Below are 20,662 nucleotides of genomic sequence, written 5' to 3'. Positions count from 1 at the left end.
GGAGGCGGAGTCGGCACGGTTAATCCTTGGTCGTTTAGTTGATGTCGCTAGCTTGCCGGAGTTTACCGGGCAGGCAAACGTCTGTATATGTATATACAAATAACACACGATGGGGTGCTTAACCATGTCCGCCTTCTTTGCCGAACGCGCGCTGCTGCCTAGTGGATGGGCCAACAATGTACGTCTTGAGGTCAGCGCCGATGGCGTATTGACCCATATCCAGGCCGATTCTCATGCAGATGGCGCCGAACGGTTGAGCGGTCCGCTGCTGCCTGGCATGCCGAATCTGCACTCCCACGCCTTCCAGCGGGCCATGGCCGGGCTGGCGGAAGTGGCGGGCAATCCGAACGACAGTTTCTGGACCTGGCGCGACCTGATGTACCGCCTCGTCGGAAAAATCAGCCCGGAGCAACTTGGCGTCATCGCCCGTCAGCTGTACATCGAAATGCTCAAGGCCGGTTACACCTCGGTGGCGGAATTTCATTACGTACACCATGACATCAGCGGCCAGCCTTATGCCGACCCGGCTGAACTGGCCCTGCGTATCAGCCAGGCAGCAGGTTCCGCGGGCATCGGTTTGACCCTGCTGCCGGTGCTCTACAGCCACTCCGGTTTCGGTGGCCAGACCCCGAACGAAGGCCAGCGCCGCTTCATCAACAGCACCGAAAACTACCTCAAGCTGCAGTCACGCCTGCAACCGGTCCTTGCGCAGCAACCGGCGCAAGCCCTGGGCCTGTGTTTCCACTCGCTGCGCGCGGTCACACCGCAGCAGATCAGCGAAGTGCTGGCAGCCAGCGACAAGCAGTGCCCGGTGCACATCCACATCGCCGAGCAGCAGAAGGAAGTCGACGACTGCCTGACCTGGAGTGGTCGTCGTCCGCTGCAATGGCTGTACGAGAACGTCGACGTCGATCAACGCTGGTGCCTGGTCCACGCGACCCACGCCAACCCGGAAGAAGTCACGTCGATGGCCAAGAGTCGCGCCATCGCCGGCCTGTGCCTGACCACCGAAGCCAACCTCGGCGACGGGATCTTCCCGGCGGTGGACTTCCTCGCCCAGGGCGGCCGCATGGGCATTGGTTCCGACAGCCATGTGTCGTTGAGCGTGGTGGAAGAATTGCGCTGGCTGGAGTACGGCCAGCGACTGCGTGACCAACGGCGTAATCGTTTGTATGGCGCGGAGCAGCCGATGGTCGGCCGCACGCTGTTTGATGCCGCGCTGGATGGCGGCGCTCAGGCACTGGGTCAGCCGATTGGTGCGCTGGAAGTTGGCAAGCGCGCTGACTGGCTGGTACTGGATGGCAGCGATCCGTACCTGGCAACGGCCAGCGGCGACGGGATTCTCAACCGTTGGCTGTTTGCCGGTGGCGATCGTCAGGTGCGGGATGTGCTGGTCAATGGCCAGTGGGTGGTGCGTGACGGGCGCCATGCCGGCGAAGAGGAAAGTAGCCGCGCCTTCACCCAAGTCCTGCGCGAATTGCTCGGTTAAAAAGCAAAGATCGCAGCCTTCGGCAGCTCCTACAGGGTGAACATCAATCCCCTGTAGGAGCTGCCGCAGGCTGCGATCTTTTTTTCAGTTCGAGGTCTTGGCCATCTGCTGTTCCGACGCCCGCCAGATCAACCGGGTGGTGTCATAACCCTGCTGACGCGCCTTGCTCAGCAACTCCTCACGCACCACTCCATTCACGGTCGGCGTGCGCGACAACAGCCACAAATATTTCCGGCTCGGATCACCGACGATGGCGGTCTTGTAGTCATCGCTGACGTACAGCACCCAGTACTCGCCCTTCGCCGTACCCGGGATCAGCCTGGAAAACCAGGTATCGAACTCGACCTTCAGCTTGTCGTTCTTGCCGGGCACCTCCGGATAAGCCGTGCCCTTGACCTCTTCCCATTGCCACTGCGCTGTCAGGCAGCGGTTCAATACCGCGACGTTGCCATCGGGTTTTAGCGTGTAATGGGCTTCGGATTGCGCGCAGTCGCGCTGGAAGTACATCGGCAGACGGGCCAACTCGTACCAGGTGCCCTGGTAGCGCTTGAGGTTGACGCTGTTGGCCGTCTTGGGCGCCAAAGGGTCCTGGCCAGACGTGGCACAGCCAGCCAACACCAGGCCGGCAAAAAGGATGATCAATAACCGCTTCATTATTTTTCTCCCGTGGGCGATCGCCCCGGTTTACTTCAGGCCTTGGCCGGAAAACATCAGCACTTTGTCACCGGCGAACTGCACGCTGATAAAGCTGTTCTTGTCGCCCCAGGTGCAACTGGACATGCCGAGCGCGCCTGAACAATCGGCGGGTTTGCCCAACAGGGTTTCCACATCGGCCTTGGCCATGCCGGCCGAGAGCTTCGAGTAGTTTTCCTGATTGACCTTGCTGCAGGCAGCGAGCAATACGCAGAACGAAAGCAGGGCGATGGAACGCAGCGACATGGTGAAACTCCGGGGGGCGTAGGGGATTGGCATGGCTGCCAAGCTGAAGCTTAGAAGAGAAAACCCCTGTGAGGTTCCGTGCCCGGCAGGCTATTTATCGGGCCACTCGTCTGCCTTTTGCGGAAAATCAACCACTTTCCTCGTTCACCGGGCATTTCATCGTTTTTCAGCAAAATCCGCCTAATCTTTGGCGCCGCTCAGTCGACATAAATGCAACGCAATGCCGCGTCGGTGGCATTTGCTCCCCCATTTTGTAGAACAGCCCCTCTGCGGTAGCTCATCCCATGACCAGAAACATGAAGTTCAGCCACAAGATCTTGCTGGCTGCCGCCCTCGTGGTGGCCGTCGCATTCGCTTGTTTCATCCTGTTCAACGACTATCGCCAGCGCGAAACCCTGCGCAACAGTACCGAAGCCTCGATGCAGGAACTCGGCAGCCTGACCACCAGCAACATCCAGACCTGGCTGGAAAGCCGCATGCAGTTGCTGCAATCGATGGCCCAACAGGTCAGCGCCGATGGCAATGCCCCCGCCGGCCTGAAACGGATCATCGACCTGCCCGCCTACACCGGCAACTTCCAGCTGAGCTACTTCGGTGGCGCCGACGGCGTGATGTTCTCGGTCCCGGCCGGCAACCGCGCGGCGGACTACGACCCACGTGCCCGTGGCTGGTACAAGGCGGCCAATAGCGCACAACAGACCATCGTCACCGAACCGTATATCGCTGCGTCCTCCGGCAAGCTGGTGATCACCGTGGCCACCCCGGTAAGGCACCAGGGCCAGATGATTGGCGTCGCCGGCGCCGATATCGATCTGTCCAGTGTCAGCGCGATCATCAACTCGCTGAACTTCGGTGGCCACGGTCATGCGTTCATCGTCGGCGCCGACGGCAAGATCCTGATTCACCCGGACAGCAAGCTGGTTCTCAAGAGCCTGGCCGAGGCCTATCCGAGCGACACGCCGAAAGTCAGCCCGGGCCTGAAAGAAGTCGAGATCGACGGCAAGCGCCAGTTCATCTCCTTCACCCACGTCAACGGCGTGCCATCGGCGGACTGGTACGTGGCACTGGTGCTCGACCAGGAAACGGCGTTCTCGATGCTCAGCGAATTCCGCACCTCGGCGATCATCGCCATGGTGATCGCCGTAGTGATCATCATCGCCCTGCTGGGCATGCTGATCAGCCTGCTGATGCAGCCGCTGCTGACCATGGGTCGCGCCATGCACGACATCGCCGAAGGCGAAGGTGACCTGACCAAACGCCTGACCATTCACGGTCACGACGAATTCGGCGCGCTGGGGCTGTCGTTCAACCGCTTCGTCGAACGCATTCACACCTCGATCATCGAAGTGGCCTCGGCCACCGGGCAGGTCAATGAAGTAGCGCTACGGGTAGTGGCTGCGTCGAACTCGTCGATGTACAACTCCGACCAGCAAGCCTCGCGCACCAGCAGCGTGGCCGCGGCGATCAACCAGCTCGGCGCCGCCGCCCAGGAAATCGCGCAGAACGCCGCCCTCGCCTCGCAGCACTCCAGCGACGCCCGCAGCCTGGCCGAAGACGGCCAACAGGTGGTGGATAAAACCATCGCGGCGATGCAGCAGTTGTCGGCGAAGATCAGCGACTCGTGCGGCAACATCGAAACCCTCAACAGCAACACGGTCAACATCGGGCAGATCCTGGAAGTGATCACCAGCATCTCCCAGCAGACCAACCTGCTGGCGCTCAACGCCGCCATCGAAGCGGCCCGCGCCGGTGAGGCCGGTCGCGGTTTTGCCGTAGTGGCCGATGAGGTACGCAACCTCGCTCACCGCACCCAGGACTCAGCGCAGCAAGTGCAGACGATGATCGAAGAGCTGCAAGTCGGCGCCCGCGCAGCGGTGGGCATCATGACCGACAGCCAGCGCCAGAGCGAAAGCAGCGTCGGCATCGCCAACCAGGCCGGCGAACGCCTGGGCAGCGTGACCCAGCGCATTGGTGAGATCGATGGGATGAACCAGTCCGTGGCGACAGCGACCGAAGAGCAGACCGCCGTGGTGGAGTCGATCAACGTCGACATCACCGAGATCAACACGCTGAACCAGGAAGGCGTGGAGAACCTGCAGGCGACCTTGCGTGCGTGTGCCGATCTTGAGCAGCAAGCGGCGCGATTGAAGCAGTTGGTGGGAAGCTTCCGCATCTGAAAATCAAAAGATCGCAGCCTTCGGCAGCTCCTACAGGGAAATGAGTTCTCCTGTAGGAGCTACACCGAAGGCTGCGATCTTTTCGGTGGCACTAAAACCGTGACCCAGGCTTCGACAGAAACGCCAGCTCCTCAGCCGTAGACGCCCTTCCCAACACCGCATTGCGATGCGGAAACCGCCCAAACTGCGCAATCACTTGCTGATGCCGCTCGGCATAGTCCAGGTAATCGCTGAACAGTGCCCGATCGCTCTCCGGCTGCTGCGCCACCAATTCGATATAGCGCGAGACGCCTTCGTTCTGCACCGCCAGGTTCTCGCTGTGCTCGAACACCAGGTAGATGAACACCCGCTGAATCGGCTGCAACTGCCGGTCGAAATCCGCGGCAATGCCTTGTGCCACCAGTGTCTGAGCCCTGATGTCACCGGAAAAAGCCTTGGGAGAATCGCGAAAGATCATTCGCGGGAGTTGATCGAGCAACAGCACCAGGGCCAGCCAACCTTCGGGACGTTGCATCCACTCGGTCAATCCGCCGGCCAGTGCCTGCTCGACCCAGTCCCCGAAACGCTCACGCGCTTCGAGGTCCTGGCTGTCGCGCTTGCCGAACCATAACCTGCCCTTCTGCGCCGCCACTTCGCTCGCCGATCCGGAACTTCCGAACCACCAATCAAGCAACGGCTGCCAGGGCGCGGTCATGGTTTATTCCTTGTGGTAAGCCGTGACGCGGGCCACTTCTTCTTTCGAACCGAGGAACACCGCCACACGCTGGTGCAGGCCTTCCGGCTGGATGTCGAGGATACGCTGGTGGCCGTCGGTGGACGCGCCGCCCGCCTGCTCCACCAGGAACGACATCGGGTTGGCTTCGTACATCAGGCGCAGCTTGCCCGGCTTGGACGGCTCGCGGCTGTCACGTGGGTACATGAACAGACCGCCGCGGGTCAGGATGCGGTGCACGTCGGCTACCATCGCGGCGACCCAGCGCATGTTGTAGTTCTTTTTCAGCGGGCCTTCATCGCCGGCCAGCAATTCGCTGACATAGCGCTGTACCGGTGCTTCCCAGTGACGCTGGTTGGACGCGTTGATGGCAAATTCCTGGGTGGCTTCAGGAATGGTGATGTTCTCGTGGGTCAGCACGAAGCTGCCCATTTCACGGTCCAGGGTGAAGCCTTTCACGCCGTCGCCCAGGGTCAGGATCAGCATGGTCTGTGGACCGTAGATCGCGTAACCGGCGGCCACTTGCTGGGTGCCTGGCTGCAGGAAGGCCTTTTCATTCAAAGGTTCGTTCTGGCTCAGGTATTCGTTCGGGCAACGCAGTACCGAGAAGATGGTGCCGACCGGGGCGTTGATGTCGATGTTCGACGAACCGTCCAGCGGGTCGAATACCAGCAGGTACGCGCCTTTCGGGTATTTGCCCGGGATCTGGTAGGCGTTGTCCATTTCTTCGGACGCCATGCCGGCCAGGTGACCGCCCCATTCGTTGGCTTCGAGCAGGATCTCGTTGGAGATCACGTCGAGCTTCTTTTGCACTTCGCCCTGGACGTTTTCAGTGCCCATGCTGCCCAGTACACCACCCAGGGCGCCTTTGGACACGGCGTGGTTGATCTCCTTGCAGGCACGCGCCACCACTTCGATCAGGAAGCGCAGATCGGCAGGAGTGTTGTTGCTGCGGGTCTGCTCAATCAAATAGCGACTCAAGGTAACGCGGGACATGGAAGGCTCCGGTGGAATGGGGGGGCTAAAAACCCGCGCAGTTTAACGCGAGTCGGGGCGCATTTCCTCCTATCAGACGTGATCCGCCGAAGAGAGTTCATGCGCGGGGTTGAGCGTAGATGGAAATGGGCGGGGTGTGAGCTGGAAAGTAGCGCTCATCTCAGCATTTTTATTGACTGATATACCGCTATCGCGAGCAAGCTCGCTCCCACAGGGACAGCGCAATACCTGTGGGAGCGGGCTTGCTCGCGAATGGCGCGTAGCGCCAGCCATTCTCAGGATTTGGCAGAAGGCTTGCGCAGCAGACTGAACGCCATCGCCGCCAGAAACACCACGCAGACCAACAACACCGCCCACAACCCGAATTTCTTCCAGCCGGTGTCGATCGGCGCCGACGAGGTGACTGCCGAAGGCTGTGCAGCCACCGTCCCGACATTCACCATGGCCCGGCCCAGGGTCGCCAGCTTCTGCGGGCTGTAATCCGGAATCAGCGTCGACAGCGGCAAGTTCGCCGCCTTCGCCGTCGAGCTCCCCACCGCCAGCGTGTAAGGCCCCGGCCCACGTGCCAGAAACACCAGTTGCGTGGCGCGCATGGCAAACTTCAGCGTCGGCGCCTGATCACCCAGGCCGCCGCCGCGTTCGTCCACGGTCAGTTTCAATTGCTGGACGATTTGCCCGGACAACTGCAATTGGTTTTGCACCACCTCCTGACCATTCTGCGTCAGGCGATAGAGCAAACCACTGCCCAACGGCTGCCATGGCAGGCTGCTGTCGCGCCGACCGGCCAGACTCACCGGCGCCAGGCTGTTGGGCTGGCTCAACCCGACCTGAACCCGCTCGACATTCAGCCCCATCGGCAACTGCCAGGTGTATACACCCGCCTTCTCGGTGCTGCCGGTCAACGCCTGGGACCAGACCAACGGCAGCGGCAGGTTGCGGGTATTGGCGCTTTGCAGTTGCGCCGAAGTCAGTGTCGGCGCCGAATGCGGGGTGATCCATAGCAACCGCAGATAGCGCGCCGACTGTCCCGGCAGGTTGACCTCATGCTGTTCGACCCGCTCGTCGGAAAAGGTCAGGCGCGCCACCTGCCCTTCGCCCCAGGACTGCCAATGCTGCAGATCATCGCTGGCTTCAACGGTGAAACGCTGGAAGCCGTCGCGTTCGCTGGTCCAGTCGAGAATCAATTGCTGCAATGGCGCCTTGATCGAGGAAGCGTCGAGCAACCAGCCGCGCAGCTCCTCCTCACCCGGCTCCAGCTGACTGGAGGGCTGCACCTCGACCAAGGTGCCATTGGCGCTCGATTGCACCCGCACGCTTGGTGCGGTTTCAGTGGCGTCCTCCGAGTTGTACAGCGCAAACCGCTTCACCTCGGTCAGGGTGCGCGTTTCACTGCTCTGCGCAGACTCCCGGGCCAGGGCGTACGCCTGAACATCACCGACGGCATTGAACACCCGCAGGTCGCTCAGGTCGGCCTGGCGCGCACTCAGTTGCACGCTCAACGGCAGTTCAAGGCGATACCAAGGGCCTTCGCCCGCGACCGACAAAGGCACTTGGGTGGTGAAGTCCGCCGGTTTTTCCTGGGCGACCGCCGACAACACCACACCCATGGCAACAATACCCAGCCAACCCAGGTTCAGCTTCTGACTCAAGACGACACTCCTTGTGATTCCGGGACTGGTTTGCCGGTATCCGGCACAGCTTCGGCGCGCTTGGGCGGTAGCGGAGCGAAATACCCCACTACCAGCAACAGCACGCCGACACCGATAAACGAAACGATCCGCGCCAGCCCGCCGCGATTGCTCAACTCGACAAAAAACAGCTTGGCCACGACCACGCCAATCAAGGCCGCACCGATCAGCCAGACTTCGCGACGGCGACGCAAATGGCCGCCGATCATCAGGCTCAGGGCCATCAAGGTCCAGACAATGGACAGGCCGGCTTGCACCCGCATCGACTCCAGCAACGGATCCAGCTCGAACGGCACTCCGCTCCAATGGTGCGCCGTGCGCATCACCAAGGCCGTAAAGAATGCGAACAGCGAGGCACCTGCGAGCCCTTGCGTGGCGATGGCGGCGTAATCCTTGCGGACAGCCAGTTGGGGCATGGCGCTGCGGGACCAGACATAGACGCCGAACAACGCAAACAACAGGCCCAGCTCCAGCGGGTTGATCAATGGCACATAAGGCAGTGGCTCGGCGTTGCCCTCACTGGCGACATTCGCCAGCCAGAACCAGCCGAGCATCAGCAAGGCCAGCGGCGCAGCGGCGTACACGCGGTATTCCCGAGGATAGGCCGACACCGGCCAAGGCCATGCGCGAGGTGCTGCCATCAACACCAGATACAGGCTTGGCAGAATCGCCCAGCCCAACCAGCGCCAGGCGTTGTATTGCTCGGACAACACCAGCAAGGCGTAACGCAGTTCCAGCGCCAGCACGCCCATCAACAGCCAGCAGCCGAGCACATGGGCGACGCTCAACACGGGCGCTGGCAGCATGGGCGCCAGGCGTCGCAGGGAGATGAAATGCACGACGAACACGGCGGCCCACGCCAGCCAGCCGAAGTTGGCCGCCGGGTGATAACGCGAGTGCCAGGCCGCGAGCAGCACCAGCGCCGCAGCGGGAATCAACACCGTGCCGAGCCCCGCCAGTGACGGCCATTTCAGGCGCAGCGCCAATACCGTCCACAGCGCAACACTCACGGCAGTGATGCCCAACAACAAAGTCGCCTGCATCGACTGCGGCGCAAAATGCAGCACTTCGATAACCCAGGCCAGCGCCCACCAACCCGCGCCCCATACCAGCAACGCCTGGGACAATCGCAACAGACTCAGCCCTTTGAACGCGGTGAACGAATGGCCGATCTGCAAACGCCAGGCCCCGACCATCGCGGCCAGCCCCAGCACCAGCGGCGCCCAGAACCCGCCATGGGCCAGGGGCTGCAGACCGTCACTGAACTGCGGCCCTGCCGTCAGGAACAGCGCGCCACCCAACAATTGCACAGCGAGCGCGGTGAATACGAACGTGCGCGATTGCAGGTGCAAGCCAACAAACAGCGTGAGCGCCCCGGCCAAGGCCCAACTGATCACCGTGCCGTGGCTGAAGAAAAACAAGGGTGCCAGCAAATAGAGAAACGCCAGCCCGAGACAAGCCAATACCGGCAGGCCTTTGAGCTCCCATGGCCTTATCTGCTCCGGCAAGGCTTTACGCAATTGGTAGAAGCTGAACAGCAATGCGACGCCCAGCAACAGCGCGCCCAGCGGTACACCACCGAGCAGGCTGCTCTCGCTGTCGTGCAGCTCGCTGAGAAACGCCAGCGCCGCCCCCAATTGCAGCAGCAAGGCAAAGGCCCGGCCCAGGGGCCTTTGTTGGCGCAGACCGAGCCAGAAGATCCCCGCGCCTTCCACCGCCCATGCCGCCGTCGTCCAGCGCGCATCGAGCCCCAGCGGTATCGCCAGGCTGGCGAAGATCACGCCCAGCGCCAGGCAGGTTTCCCCCAACAACAGCGTGCGCCCGACCATCAGCCAACGGGCAAGCCCCATGTAAATCATGCCCATTGCCAAGGCACTGAATGCAGCAGCGAACTCCAGATGCTGCACCAGCGCGAACTGCAAACCGAAACCCGCCAATGGCGGGCCGAACAGCAGTGTGCCGTCGACGTAGTCACCCTTGCGCGCCGACCAGCGCAGCAGTGCTTCGCGACTGCCGTCTGCGGGTGTATCGCCCATCTCCATCAATCGGCGCCGGGCGAACAGCAGACCAATGGCCAGGTACATCAGGAAAAACAAAATCAGAAACGGCTCGGTGCTCCACAACAGCTCCGGCGAGTAGGAGCGCAGGCCCCAGGCAAACCCGATGCCGAAGGTGCCGGTGAAGCCGATGACATTCAACAGCCGCCAGGCCTTGAACCAGGCGATGGCGAAGATGCCGGCGTTGAGCAGGGTAAAGTAGCTGAACAGTGCGACATGGCTGCCGGCGCCGGTGGAGGCCAGAATGGGCGCGGCGAATCCGCCCAGTGCAGCCGCGGCGGCCAGCCCCAGGGAATCCTGGGCAATGGCGAGAATCGCCGAACAGACTGTCACCGCCACCAGCAGGCCAAATCCCGCCGAGGGATCGAGCAGCGGATGCAGGCGCATCGCGGCAAACACCGTCAGGTACAACACGGCGATCCCGGCGCCCTGCAGGATCAAGGCGTAACTGCTGTTGCGGGCCCTCAACCACCAGCCCAGCCCGAGCAACCCCAGTGCAGCCGCCGCAACGCCTGCGTAGCGCAACTCAAGCGGCACCACCATGCCTTCGGTGGCGTAACGCAGCAGAAAGGCCAGGCCGAGGAACAGCAACACCACGCCGACGCGCAACACGGTATTGCCACCGAACAACCAGGCGCGGGCACGACTGATGGCACGCTCGATGAGATTCGGGCCACGGGGGGAGGCCGGCGTTTGTGCTTCGCGAACGGTAGGCTCGGGCTTCCAGGCATCGGCGGCCGGACGACCGATTTCGCTGGCCGCGGCCTGGATTGGCTCGAGTTCGGGCGGCAGTTCCCAGACCAATTCCGTGGCTGCGGCAGGGGCTTCATCAAGGACGGTTTCAGGTGAGACAAGCGGTTCGCGGGTTTCCGGCACCTTGACGCCCGATGCTTCGAGCAGCGCCAGCCGTTGCTCGACCGCTTGCAGGGCTGCCTGCGCCTGAGCCAGCAAACGCTGCTGCTCCACAGCCTGCGAGTCCATGCGGGCCAAGCGAAGGGCCTGGCCGATACCCAGCCCGAGTAACGCGCCCAGCAGCGCATCGCTGAATGACTCGTCGAGTATCCAGCCGAGCACCAGCCCTATCAGCATGAACATCCATTGCATGGTCGATATCCCTAAGCGCAATCCAGAAAGATTAGCGTAACCAGCGCCCAAAAGATCGCAGCCTTCGGCAGCTCCTACAGGATGGGTGTAGGAGCTGCCGAAGGCTGCGATCTTTTCCGGCGTGCCAGTATATCCACCCGCCTGAAGACTTACTCCAGCGCCTTCCAGATTTCCGTGGCGTACTCGCGAATGGTCCGGTCCGACGAGAACCAGCCCATCCGCGCCGTGTTCAACACCGCTGAACGCCACCACTCCTTCGAGTCGTGCCAATGGGCTTCGACACGCATCTGCGCGTGCCAGTAGGAATCGAAGTCGGCACAGACCAGGAAGCGGTCGTAATCCACCAGCGAATCGATCAACCCGGTGTAACGGGACGGATCATCCGGCGAGAACACCCCGCCACGAATCGCTTGCAGCACATCGCTCAGGCGATGGGACGCGGCGATGTCCGGTACGGCGCTGAACTCATGGTTCTGCTTGCGCGCCTCCACCTGCTGCGCGCTGAGGCCGAAGATGAACATGTGCTCGGCACCGATGCGGTCGCACATTTCCACGTTGGCCCCGTCCAGGGTGCCGATGGTCAGCGCGCCGTTCAGGCCGAACTTCATGTTGCTGGTGCCTGACGCTTCGAAACCGGCGGTGGAAATCTGCTCGGACAAATCCGCCGCCGGAATGATGCTCTCCGCCAGGCTGACGTTGTAGTTGGGCAGGAACACCACTTTGAGCAAGCCGCGCACGGTCGGGTCGTTGTTCACCACCCGGGCGATGTCGTTGGTCAGCTTGATGATCAGTTTGGCCTGGTGATAACTCGCGGCTGCCTTGCCGGCGAAGATTTTCACCCGTGGTACCCAGTCGATTTCAGGTTCGGCGCGGATCGCCTGGTACAACGCCACGGTGTGCATCAGGTTGAGCAACTGGCGTTTGTATTCGTGGATACGCTTGACCTGCACGTCGAACATCGCCGCCGGGTTGACCGCCACGCCCAAGCGCTCATGAATCAGGTACGCCAGGGCTTTCTTGCTGTGCAGGCGTTGCTCGGCGAATGCCTTGCGGAACGCGCTTTTCTCGGCGAACGGCTCGAGGGCGAGCAAACGCTCTTCCGGGTTGTCCAGTACCTCGGGGCCCAGGGCATCGACCAGCATCGAGGTCAGCTCGGGGTTGGCCTGGTACAGCCAGCGGCGGAAGGTAATGCCATTGGTCTTGTTGTTGATTCGCTCCGGGTACAGCTTGTGCAGTTCGGAGAACACTGTCTTGCGCATCAGTTGCGTGTGCAAACCGGACACGCCGTTGACGCTGTGGGAGCCGAGAAACGCCAGGTTGCCCATGCGCACCCGACGACCGTTGTCTTCCTCGATCAGCGACACCGCGCGCAGCACGTCGAAGTCGTGGATGCCTTTGGCCCGCAGGGAGTCGATATGGTGGGCGTTGATCAGGTAAATGATCTGCATGTGCCGCGGCAACATGCGCTCCATCAAGCCGACCGGCCAGGTTTCCAGCGCTTCGGGCAACAAAGTGTGGTTGGTGTAGGACAGTGTATCGACGGTGACCTGCCACGCTGCATCCCATGCCACGTCATAGACGTCGACCAGTTGCCGCATCAGTTCAGCCACGGCAATCGAGGGGTGGGTGTCGTTGAGCTGGATCGAGGCGTGATCGCCCAGGGTCAGCACCGAGGTGTGCATGTTGCGATGGCGGCGCAACAGATCCTGCAACGAGGCGGCGACGAAGAAATACTCCTGGCGCAGGCGCAACTCCTGGCCGGCCTCGGTGCTGTCCGCCGGGTACAGCACCCGGGAGATACTCTCGGCCCGGGCCACTTCAGCCACGGCGCCCAAGTGGTCGCCGGCGTTGAAACGCTCCAGGTGCAGATCTTCCATGGCCCGGGCGCGCCACAGGCGCAATGTGTTGACGCTCGCCCCGCGCCAGCCGACCACCGGCGTGTCGTAGGCAATCGCCCGCACGGTTTCCGCCGGGGACCAGACTTGTCGGGACTTGCCGGTGTCGTCGGTCAGAGTCTCGACACTGCCGCCGAAACCGATGGTGTAGACCACTTCCGGCCGCTCGAACTCCCAGGGGTTACCGAAATCCAGCCAGTGCTCGGTCTGCTCCTGCTGCCAGCCATCGACAATCGCCTGGCGGAACAACCCGTGCTCATAGCGGATGCCGTAACCATGACCGGCGATGCCGAGGGTCGACATGCTTTCCAGGAAACACGCCGCCAGACGCCCGAGGCCGCCGTTGCCCAGGGCCGCGTCAGGCTCCAGCAGACGGATGCGCTCAAGGTCGACGCCGAGTTCGGTCAGGGCTTCACGCGCCACGTCGAGCAGGCCGAGGTTGCTCAGGCTGTCGAACAGCAGCCGGCCGATGAGGAATTCGAGGGAAAGGTAATAAACGCGCTTCTGGCCTTTGCGGTAGATCTGCCGCGTGTGGTCCATCCAGTGCTCGACCATGTGATCCCGCGCGGCCAGGGCGATGGCTTCGAACCAGTCATGGTCGAAGGCGTGATCCGGGTCTTTACCCACTGCATAAGTGAGCTTGGTCAAGACGGCGTCGCGGAATGCGGCCACCTCTGCTTCGCGAACAAGTGGTTCTTGAGTCATCGATAGGACCTCGAGCGAGCTTGGAGTTGTCTGAGCCTAGACGGTCTGACAGGCGGTAGAGGCTCTGGTTCGGCAGTTTTTCCTGTAAGTGCGAATCGGGTCGGCAATACATTGTCGAGTACCTGATTCAATGCAGGGGCCGTGCCGGGTTAGCGGTTTATTGGCCGGCAGTGAAAAAATCTGGCGAAAGGTTGTTCAAAAATCCACCAGTCCCGGTATGATCGCGCGCCCTGATGCACACGCTGGTAACAAACGATGATGAAGCCGAACCTGATCGCTGCCGCAGAGATCGACCGCCTCGATACCTGGGCCAAGTACTCTGCCCCGATGTGCGGCTCGTGCATGTCCAGCTGCTGCACCCTGCCCGTCGAGGTCAAGATCAAGGACCTGATCCGTATCGGCGTGGTCGACGAGTTCGAGCTGGGCGATCCACCGAAGAACATCGCCAAGCGCCTGCAAAAGGAAGGTCTGGTCGAGCGTTTCAACCAGAAGTCGGGAATCTTTACCCTCCAGCGCATGAGCAACAACGATTGCCTGTATCTGGATCGTAAGAGCCGTCTGTGCACTATTTATGATAAGCGCCCGGATACTTGCCGCAATCACCCGAAAATCGGCCCGCGGCCGGGGTATTGCGCGTACAAGCCCAAGGAAGTGGAGCGTGAAACCAGCAGCCGTCGGACTTTAGAAAAGTTTTAAACCTGAAAAGATCGCAGCCTTCGGCAGCTCCTACAGAGACGCGCACGACCGAGCCTTTGTAGGAGCTGCCGAAGGCTGCGATCTTTTGATCTTTACATCCCACACAAACAAAAACGCCCCCGGCCTTTCGACCGGGGGCGTTTTCGTTCAGCCGGGGCTAAATCTTATGCCTTGGCTTTCTTGGCAGCGCGGGTACGCTCGCTTTCGTCCAGGATCTTCTTGCGAAGACGGATGGACTTAGGCGTCACTTCACACAGCTCGTCGTCCTGGATGAATTCCAGAGCCTGTTCCAGGGTGAAGCGAACAGGTGGAACCAGGGCGATGGTTTCGTCTTTACCCGAAGCACGCATGTTGTCGAGCTTCTTGCCCTTGGTAGGGTTGACGCCCAGGTCGTTGTCACGGCTGTTCAGACCAACGATCTGACCGTTGTAGATTTCCTGACCGTGTTCTACGAACAGCTTGCCACGCGCCTGCAGGGTTTCCAGGGAGTAGGTCAGCGCCTTGCCGGTTTCAACCGAAACCAGAACGCCGTTCTGACGGCCGGACATGTCGCCGGACTTCATCACGTCGTAACGGTCGAAGATCGAGGTCAGGATGCCAGCGCCGTTGGTCAGGGTCAGGAACTGGTTACGGAAACCGATCAGACCACGAGCAGGGATGTTGTATTCCAGACGTACACGGCCCTTGCCATCCGGCACCATGTTGGTCAGGTCGCCCTTACGCAGGCCCATCTCTTCCATCACCTTGCCCTGGGATTCTTCCGGCAGGTCGATGGTGACGTTTTCGAACGGTTCGTGCTTCACGCCGTCAACCAGACGGATGATCACTTCCGGACGGCCTACAGCCATTTCGAAGCCTTCGCGACGCATGGTTTCGATCAGTACCGAGAGGTGCAGTTCGCCACGGCCGGAAACCTTGAACTTGTCAGCCGAGTCGCCTTCTTCAACGCGCAGTGCAACGTTGTACAGCAGCTCTTTGTCCAGACGTTCCTTGATGTTACGGGAAGTCACGAACTTGCCTTCTTTACCGCAGAATGGCGAGTCGTTTACCTGGAAGGTCATGGAAACGGTTGGCTCGTCGACGGTCAACGGCTTCATCGCTTCAACGGTGTCCGGGTGGCACAGGGTGTCGGAGATGAACAGCGAGTCCATACCGCTGATGCACACGATGTCGCCTGCAGCCGCTTCTTCAACGTCTACACGGTGCAGACCGTGGTGACCCATCAGCTTCAGGATACGACCGTTACGCTTCTTGCCGTCGGCGCCGATAGCCACAACCGGGGTGTTCGGCTTGACGCGACCGCGAGCGATACGGCCAACGCCGATAACACCCAGGAAGCTGTTGTAGTCCAGTGCGGAGATCTGCATCTGGAACGGACCGTCACGGTCGACTTTCGGCGCAGGTACGTTGTCGACGATCGACTGGTACAGCGGGGTCATGTCTTCAGCCATTTCGGTGTGGTCCAGACCGGCAATACCGTTCAGGGCCGAGGCGTAGACGACTTTGAAGTCCAGCTGTTCTTCGGTGGCGCCCAGGTTGTCGAACAGATCGAAGATCTGGTCCAGAACCCAGTCCGGACGCGCGCCTGGACGGTCAACCTTGTTGATGCACACGATCGGACGCAGGCCGGCTTCGAAAGCCTTCTTGGTCACGAAACGGGTTTGCGGCATAGGGCCGTCTTGAGCGTCAACCAGCAGCAGAACGGAGTCGACCATCGACATTACGCGTTCAACTTCGCCGCCGAAGTCGGCGTGGCCCGGGGTGTCCACGATGTTGATGTGGTAGCCGTTCCAGTTGATGGCGGTGTTTTTCGCCAGAATGGTAATACCGCGCTCTTTTTCCTGGTCGTTGGAGTCCATCACGCGCTCGTCGTTGAGCTCGTTGCGCTCCAGGGTGCCGGATTGACGCAGGAGTTTGTCTACCAGGGTGGTTTTACCATGGTCAACGTGGGCAATGATGGCGATGTTGCGTAGATTTTCGATCACTTGTGTATCTCGATCAGAGGATTCGGTGTGCTGACAAGTCTTGGCAGCGATTAACAGTAGCGTCCGTGAAAGCCGTTACAGCTTGACGGTGGCGTCGGGGGGCCGGTGACGCAGGCCACAGGCAAACAGCCCCGGGCACTTAGCTCGGTCGATAAACGCGCACATTGGCATGCCCCTCACTGAGCAAATGGTGGGCATGCAGGCGACTCATCACGCCTTTGTCGCAATACAGCAGGTACTGGCGAGTAGGGTCCAGTTCCTTGAAACGAGCGTTCACTGCATAAAACGGCATCGTTTGTACCTCGACGCCAGCGAGTTCCAGCGGGTCGTCTTCAGCGGCATCCGGGTGACGGATATCGATGACGATCTGACCGGCCAGCGCTTCGCTGACTTCTTCAATCTGCAAGTCCTGGCCCAATTCGTCGATCACGCGATCGATCGGCACCAGCTTGGCGTTTTCGAGCGCACGCTCGAGCACCGCCATATCGAATTCTTTCTCTTCGTGCTCGACGCGATAGCGCTTGGCCGCGGTCTTCGGATTGACCGAGATGACGCCGCAGTATTCCGGCATGTGCCGGGCGAAATCGGCGGTGCCGATCTCGTTGGCCGTGTCGATGATGTCCTGCTTGTGCGCGACGATCAGTGGACGCAAGACCAGCTTGTCGGTCACGCAATCGATCACCGACAGGTTCGGCAACGTCTGGCTCGACACCTGGGAGATCGCCTCACCGGTGACGAGGGCCTCGATGTGCAGTCGATCGGCAATCCGGGACGAAGCGCGCAACATCATACGCTTCAATACTACGCCCATATGACTGTTATCGACTTTGCCGAGAATTTCGCCCAGCACTTCCTCGAACGGCACACTGACAAATAGCACGCGTTGGGAGCTGCCGTACTTCTTCCAGATGAAATGCGCGACTTCCATGACGCCCAGTTCGTGGGCACGTCCGCCCAGGTTGAAGAAGCAGAAATGCGCCATCAGGCCGCGGCGCATGATCTGGTAGGCCGCCACGGTGGAGTCGAAGCCACCGGACATCAGCACCAGCGTCTGCTCCAGGGCGCCCAGCGGATATCCGCCGATGCCGTTGTGCTGGCTGTGGATCACGAACAACCGTTGGTCGCGAACTTCAATGCGGACTTCGATTTCAGGCTTTTTCAGGTCGATCCCGGCGGCACCACACTGACGGCGCAACTGGCTGCCGACATATTTCTCGATATCGATCGAGCTGAACGGGTGCTTGCCGGCACGCTTGCAGCGCACCGAGAAGATCTTGCCGGCCAGTGCATCGCCGTAGTGCTGCTTGCACTTCTCAACGATGTCGTCGAAATCGCCCAGCGGGTACTCGTCGATCTGCAGGAAGTGCGCGACGCCGGGCATGCAGCTCAGGCGCTCGCCCATCTCCTTCAGGGCCTTGGGGTCGCTGACGCGGGTTTCCAGCTCGAGGTTGTCCCACACGCCGTTCACCACCACAGCCGGGTCCAGATCGCGGAGCACGGCACGGATGTTCTTGGCCAATTGGCGGATGAAACGCATCCGTACCGGGCGGCTCTTGATGGTGATCTCAGGGAAGACTTTTACGATTAATTTCATGGAAACAGCGCGCGCAGGGCCTGCCGAAAAAGGGGGGCGCGGATTATAGCGGAAATTGCTCAAGGTTTAACCAGTTAATGTGCAGAAGGTTTTGCACGCACCAAAACGGGTCACTTATTCATTTTGACGCCACATTACGGGGCGGTATTTTCGCCTTTGAAGCGCATTAATGGCTGATAAGCGTGTTTTTGGGGCAAAAAACCCATGCTGGGGCACTGGCATGCAATTTGCTCCCTTGTGAGGCAGGTTGCCTTGGCAGAGTATTCGCGCCGGCATCACCCACATTTAAGGGCATCCACTACTAGCCCGAAGCCACCCGGAGGACACTATGTCGAAGTCGGTTCAACTCATCAAAGATCATGACGTCAAATGGATTGATCTGCGCTTCACGGACACCAAAGGCACTCAGCACCACGTGACCATGCCGGCTCGCGATGCGCTGGATGACGACTTCTTCGAAGTCGGCAAAATGTTCGACGGTTCCTCCATCGCTGGCTGGAAAGGCATCGAAGCCTCCGACATGATCCTGATGCCGGACGACTCCACCGCCGTTCTCGATCCGTTCACCGAAGAACCGACCCTGATCCTGGTCTGCGACATCATCGAGCCTTCGAGCATGCAAGGCTACGACCGCGACCCACGTGCGATCGCCAAGCGCGCCGAAGAGCACCTGAAAGCCACCGGTATCGGTGACACCGTATTCGCAGGTCCAGAGCCAGAGTTCTTCATCTTTGACCAGGTGAAGTTCAAGTCCGACATTTCCGGTTCCATGTTCAAGATCTACTCCGAACAAGGTTCCTGGATGTCCGACCAGGACATCGAAGGCGGCAACAAGGGCCACCGTCCAGGCGTCAAAGGCGGCTACTTCCCGGTTCCACCGTTCGACCACGACCACGAAATCCGTACCTCCATGTGCAACGCACTGGAAGAAATGGGCCTGACCGTCGAAGTTCACCACCACGAAGTGGCAACTGCCGGCCAGAACGAAATCGGCGTCAAGTTCAACACTCTGGTGAAGAAAGCCGACGAAACCCAAACCCTGAAGTACGTCGTGCACAACGTTGCCGATGCCTACGGCCGCACCGCGACCTTCATGCCTAAGCCGCTGTACGGCGACAACGGCTCGGGCATGCACGTGCACATGTCCATCTGGAAAGATGGCAAGAACACCTTCGCAGGCGAAGGCTATGCCGGCCTGTCCGACACCGCCCTGTACTTCATCGGCGGCATCATCAAGCACGGTAAGGCCCTGAACGGCTTCACCAACCCGGCGACCAACTCCTACAAGCGTCTGGTTCCAGGCTTCGAAGCACCAGTGATGCTGGCCTACTCGGCTCGCAACCGTTCCGCTTCGATCCGTATTCCTTACGTGTCGAGCCCGAAAGCCCGCCGTATCGAAGCACGCTTCCCAGATCCGGCTGCCAACCCGTACCTGTGCTTCGCCGCACTGTTGATGGCTGGCCTGGACGGCATCCAGAACAAGATCCACCCTGGCGACGCGGCTGACAAAAACCTGTACGACCTGCCGCCTGAAGAGGCGAAAGAGATTCCACAAGTTTGCGGCAGCCTGAAGGAAGCCCTGGAAGAGCTGGACAAAGGTCGTGCGTTCCTGACCAAAGGCGGCGTTTTCAGCGATGACTTCATCGACGCTTACATCGCCCTGAAAAGCGAAGAAGAAATCAAGGTACGTACCTTCGTACACCCACTGGAATACGAGCTGTACTACAGCTGCTGATCCGGTAGCGCTGCTGCACGCGGCGTGACAAAAGAGGCCTCCTTCGGGAGGCCTTTTTTATTGCCAGCGATTCAACGGCTGACGCACATCCCTGTGGGAGCGGGCTTGCCCGCGAAGGCGTCAGTACACTCAACATCTGCTTATCAGACAGACCGCTTTCGCGAGCAAGCCCGCTCCCACCGGGATTTGTAGCGCCTTGGAATATCTCGCAAACCATACCCAGATGTTTAGCGGCCTGGTTCAAACATACCGCCTGACCTATGCTGCAACCCAACGCTTTCGCTTCCGGTCGATTCCATGGGTCGTGGTTTTCTGTTCATCCTGCTGCTGATCGCCCTGCCCGCCATGGCGCAGATCTACAAATACACAGACGCCAACGGCGCCACTGCGTACAGCAATCAACCGCCTGACGGCACCAGCGCCCAACCGGTCCACTTGCCGCCCCTCAACAGCATTGAGCGCCAGCCTACCGGCGAAGCCATGCCTGTTACTGAAGCCGCCCGAAATGAGCAGCCCCAAAAGCCCTATGAAGTGCTGGAGCTGACCGGCCTGCCCAATACCGAAGCTCTGCGCGCCAACAATGGCACCTTCACGATAAACGTACTGATCAAGCCGCGCCTGCAAGCCCCCCACCTGCTGCGCCTGCTGCTGGACGATCAACCCTACGGCCAACCAGTCAACGTGCCCATCCTGCAACTGGTGAATATCGATCGCGGCGAGCATCGCCTCGCCGTGCAAGTGATCGATGGCGAAAACGTTGTGCAGCAGAGCCCTACCGCAACCTTCACCTTGCAACGAGTGCACACACGCTGAAGGCCTGGCTGTTGATTGCCGGCTTCATCGCACTGCTTATGTCGGCACGAAAAACCCCTTTCCTGCGACTTTTCTAA

Annotated in this window: 14 protein-coding genes and 1 pseudogene; 6 read left to right on the top strand and 9 right to left on the bottom strand. The window is 60.6% G+C overall.

The window, feature by feature from the left end; translation table 11 throughout:
• Positions 1–124 precede the first annotated feature (124 nt).
• Positions 125–1,489, top strand: a complete 1,365-nt coding sequence (locus ACEN83_RS01010; RefSeq protein WP_492585353.1) for a formimidoylglutamate deiminase — start codon at positions 125–127, stop codon at positions 1,487–1,489.
• An 84-nt stretch (positions 1,490–1,573) separates the two neighbouring features.
• Here ACEN83_RS01010 and ACEN83_RS01005 read toward each other — a convergent pair whose 3' ends face one another.
• The gene (locus ACEN83_RS01005) at positions 1,574–2,143 is read right to left on the bottom strand and encodes a lipocalin family protein (protein WP_116580809.1); all 570 of its coding nucleotides are present in this window, start codon (positions 2,141–2,143) and stop codon (positions 1,574–1,576) included.
• Positions 2,144–2,173: 30 nt separating this feature from the next.
• Positions 2,174–2,428 (bottom strand): hypothetical protein, encoded by a 255-nt coding sequence (locus tag ACEN83_RS01000; protein WP_007975531.1) that lies wholly within the window; start codon positions 2,426–2,428, stop codon positions 2,174–2,176.
• Between the two features lie 284 nt (positions 2,429–2,712).
• Here ACEN83_RS01000 and ACEN83_RS00995 point away from each other — a divergent pair.
• Positions 2,713–3,747 (top strand): annotated as a pseudogene (locus tag ACEN83_RS00995) (HAMP domain-containing protein); the annotation flags it as partial.
• Between the two features lie 93 nt (positions 3,748–3,840).
• The gene (locus ACEN83_RS00990; RefSeq protein ID WP_371317842.1) at positions 3,841–4,605 is read left to right on the top strand and encodes a methyl-accepting chemotaxis protein; all 765 of its coding nucleotides are present in this window, start codon (positions 3,841–3,843) and stop codon (positions 4,603–4,605) included.
• Between the two features lie 91 nt (positions 4,606–4,696).
• Here ACEN83_RS00990 and ACEN83_RS00985 read toward each other — a convergent pair whose 3' ends face one another.
• From ACEN83_RS00985 to ACEN83_RS00965, 5 genes are all read right to left on the bottom strand, one after another.
• A complete protein-coding gene (locus ACEN83_RS00985) occupies positions 4,697–5,299 on the bottom strand; it encodes a DUF924 family protein (RefSeq protein ID WP_407799812.1) in 603 nt (200 codons plus the stop codon).
• Between the two features lie 3 nt (positions 5,300–5,302).
• A complete protein-coding gene (locus ACEN83_RS00980) occupies positions 5,303–6,313 on the bottom strand; it encodes a class 1 fructose-bisphosphatase (protein WP_007975526.1) in 1,011 nt (336 codons plus the stop codon).
• Between the two features lie 275 nt (positions 6,314–6,588).
• The gene (locus ACEN83_RS00975) at positions 6,589–7,962 is read right to left on the bottom strand and encodes a DUF3999 domain-containing protein (protein ID WP_495579266.1); all 1,374 of its coding nucleotides are present in this window, start codon (positions 7,960–7,962) and stop codon (positions 6,589–6,591) included.
• Positions 7,959–11,162 (bottom strand): DUF2339 domain-containing protein, encoded by a 3,204-nt coding sequence (locus tag ACEN83_RS00970; RefSeq protein ID WP_495579265.1) that lies wholly within the window; start codon positions 11,160–11,162, stop codon positions 7,959–7,961. The genes ACEN83_RS00975 and ACEN83_RS00970 overlap by 4 nt, the downstream gene beginning before the upstream one ends.
• Before the next feature lie 149 nt (positions 11,163–11,311).
• Positions 11,312–13,762: a glycogen/starch/alpha-glucan phosphorylase gene (locus ACEN83_RS00965; protein WP_116580814.1), complete on the bottom strand. Its 2,451-nt coding sequence runs from the start codon at positions 13,760–13,762 to the stop codon at positions 11,312–11,314.
• A gap of 255 nt (positions 13,763–14,017) precedes the next feature.
• Here ACEN83_RS00965 and ACEN83_RS00960 point away from each other — a divergent pair, with 255 nt between their 5' ends.
• The gene (locus ACEN83_RS00960) at positions 14,018–14,458 is read left to right on the top strand and encodes a YkgJ family cysteine cluster protein (RefSeq protein WP_495579264.1); all 441 of its coding nucleotides are present in this window, start codon (positions 14,018–14,020) and stop codon (positions 14,456–14,458) included.
• Between the two features lie 164 nt (positions 14,459–14,622).
• Here the strand turns inward: ACEN83_RS00960 and typA are convergent, their stop codons facing one another.
• The gene (gene typA, locus ACEN83_RS00955; RefSeq protein ID WP_007970631.1) at positions 14,623–16,443 is read right to left on the bottom strand and encodes a translational GTPase TypA; all 1,821 of its coding nucleotides are present in this window, start codon (positions 16,441–16,443) and stop codon (positions 14,623–14,625) included.
• 139 nt (positions 16,444–16,582) lie between these two features.
• On the bottom strand, positions 16,583–18,037 hold the full coding sequence (gene thiI / locus ACEN83_RS00950) for a tRNA uracil 4-sulfurtransferase ThiI (RefSeq protein ID WP_495579263.1): 1,455 nt from the start codon (positions 18,035–18,037) through the stop codon (positions 16,583–16,585).
• Positions 18,038–18,365: 328 nt separating this feature from the next.
• On the opposite strand from thiI, the gene glnA reads away from it, so the two are divergent.
• Positions 18,366–19,772 (top strand): glutamate--ammonia ligase, encoded by a 1,407-nt coding sequence (glnA, locus tag ACEN83_RS00945; protein ID WP_007970634.1) that lies wholly within the window; start codon positions 18,366–18,368, stop codon positions 19,770–19,772.
• A gap of 297 nt (positions 19,773–20,069) precedes the next feature.
• Positions 20,070–20,585: a DUF4124 domain-containing protein gene (locus tag ACEN83_RS00940; RefSeq protein WP_495579262.1), complete on the top strand. Its 516-nt coding sequence runs from the start codon at positions 20,070–20,072 to the stop codon at positions 20,583–20,585.
• Positions 20,586–20,662 lie beyond the last annotated feature (77 nt).

Source organism: Pseudomonas sp. Pseusp49 (assembly GCF_059491875.1).
The sequence above is the reverse complement of the archived record's forward strand: the minus strand, read 5'-3'. Positions and strand labels throughout refer to the sequence as shown.

Bases quoted from the DNA above. Each gene is read 5' to 3' on its own strand.
- ACEN83_RS00970 (WP_495579265.1), bottom strand. From the start codon at position 11,162: ATGCAATGGATGTTCATGCTGATAGGGCTGGTGCTCGGCTGGATACTC.
- ACEN83_RS00965 (WP_116580814.1), bottom strand. From the start codon at position 13,762: ATGACTCAAGAACCACTTGTTCGCGAAGCAGAGGTGGCCGCATTCCGC.
- ACEN83_RS01005 (WP_116580809.1), bottom strand. From the start codon at position 2,143: ATGAAGCGGTTATTGATCATCCTTTTTGCCGGCCTGGTGTTGGCTGGC.
- glnA (WP_007970634.1), top strand. From the start codon at position 18,366: ATGTCGAAGTCGGTTCAACTCATCAAAGATCATGACGTCAAATGGATT.
- ACEN83_RS00940 (WP_495579262.1), top strand. From the start codon at position 20,070: ATGGGTCGTGGTTTTCTGTTCATCCTGCTGCTGATCGCCCTGCCCGCC.
- ACEN83_RS00960 (WP_495579264.1), top strand. From the start codon at position 14,018: ATGATGAAGCCGAACCTGATCGCTGCCGCAGAGATCGACCGCCTCGAT.
- ACEN83_RS01010 (WP_492585353.1), top strand. From the start codon at position 125: ATGTCCGCCTTCTTTGCCGAACGCGCGCTGCTGCCTAGTGGATGGGCC.
- ACEN83_RS00980 (WP_007975526.1), bottom strand. From the start codon at position 6,313: ATGTCCCGCGTTACCTTGAGTCGCTATTTGATTGAGCAGACCCGCAGC.
- ACEN83_RS01000 (WP_007975531.1), bottom strand. From the start codon at position 2,428: ATGTCGCTGCGTTCCATCGCCCTGCTTTCGTTCTGCGTATTGCTCGCT.
- ACEN83_RS00985 (WP_407799812.1), bottom strand. From the start codon at position 5,299: ATGACCGCGCCCTGGCAGCCGTTGCTTGATTGGTGGTTCGGAAGTTCC.
- thiI (WP_495579263.1), bottom strand. From the start codon at position 18,037: ATGAAATTAATCGTAAAAGTCTTCCCTGAGATCACCATCAAGAGCCGC.
- ACEN83_RS00990 (WP_371317842.1), top strand. From the start codon at position 3,841: ATGTACAACTCCGACCAGCAAGCCTCGCGCACCAGCAGCGTGGCCGCG.